This is a genomic window from Massilia norwichensis, assembly GCF_024753245.1.
Lineage (GTDB): Bacteria > Pseudomonadota > Gammaproteobacteria > Burkholderiales > Burkholderiaceae_D > Telluria > Telluria norwichensis.
The window spans coordinates 1-1,099 of the sequence record NZ_JANUGX010000084.1 but is presented as its reverse complement, the minus strand read 5'-3'; the positions used below and the strand labels follow the sequence as shown (position 1 = coordinate 1,099).

At 60.8% G+C, this 1,099-nt stretch carries 1 protein-coding gene; it reads left to right on the top strand.

Annotation, left to right across the window (positions count from 1 at the left end; translation table 11 throughout):
- Window positions 1-158: 158 nt before the first annotated feature.
- Window positions 159-1,073, top strand: a complete 915-nt coding sequence (locus tag NX782_RS26230) for a LysR substrate-binding domain-containing protein (RefSeq protein ID WP_258848443.1) — start codon at window positions 159-161, stop codon at window positions 1,071-1,073.
- Window positions 1,074-1,099 lie beyond the last annotated feature (26 nt).

Sequence of the window (1,099 nt, the reverse complement as noted above, 5' to 3'; positions counted from 1 at the left end):
ATCGTCCCAGTGGAATGCTGCCGATTTATGCTTCTTCGTCATTTCGAGGCCTATTGTGCTGTTAGTCATATCCCCACTGTACAATCGGAGCTTGACCACGACAAACGCTTTGTTCGCACTCACCTGTGCGTAATACGCACTTCTGGAAGGCTTGACCCATGCGCCGCAAGATCCCATCGACTCTCGCCCTCTCCGCCTTCGAGTCCGCCGCCCGTCATCAGAGTTTTACCAAGGCCGCGGACGAGCTGGCGGTGACGCAAAGCGCGGTATGCCGGCAGATCGGCGCGCTCGAGGATTTCCTCGGCGTGAAGCTGTTCCGACGTGGTCGACGCGGTGTCAGTCTGACCGATGCGGGGCTGGACTATAGTCGCAAGGTCACTGCACGACTGGACGACGTCGAACGCGATACCCTGGAATTGATGGCCGAGGGCGGCCAGGGCCGTACGCTGGAATTGGCCGTGGTGCCGACCTTCGCGACCAAGTGGCTGTTGCCGCGCCTCCCGCGATTCGTGGAACAGCATCGCGGCATCACGATCAACCTCAGCGTGCACACGCGCCCTTTCCTGTTCGACGATACGCGCTTCGATGCCGCGATCCATGCTGGGCAAGCGGTGTGGCCCGGGACCGAAGGCAGCCTGCTGGTGCAGGAAAACCTGATCGCGGTATGCAGTCCAGCACTGATCTCGCCACGCACGCGCTTGCAGCAGGCGAACGACTGGCGCGGACACACCTTGCTGCAGATCGGCACCCGGCCGTATCTCTGGCGCGACTGGTTCCAATCGCGAGGCATGGAGGTAGCGGGCGACCTGACCGGGCCGCGTTTTGAACTGTTCTCGATGGCGGCCGAAGCCGCCGTACATGGGATGGGAATCGCCTTGATCCCGCGCCTGCTGATCGAGGATGAACTGGAACGCGGGGTATTGATGCCGGTAACCGAACATGGATATCGCAGCGGTCGTTCCTATTACCTGATTTACCCCGAACGCAAGGCGGAGCATACGGCGCTGTCCGTATTCCGCGAATGGATCGAGTCGGAAGCGCTGGCTTATCGGCAGACGATGGAACTCGGCTGAAGCACTTTTCGGCTTCTTTTCCGGCA

Coding starts and splice junctions, on each gene's coding strand:
- NX782_RS26230 (WP_258848443.1), top strand. CDS start 159: ATGCGCCGCAAGATCCCATCGACTCTCGCCCTCTCCGCCTTCGAGTCC.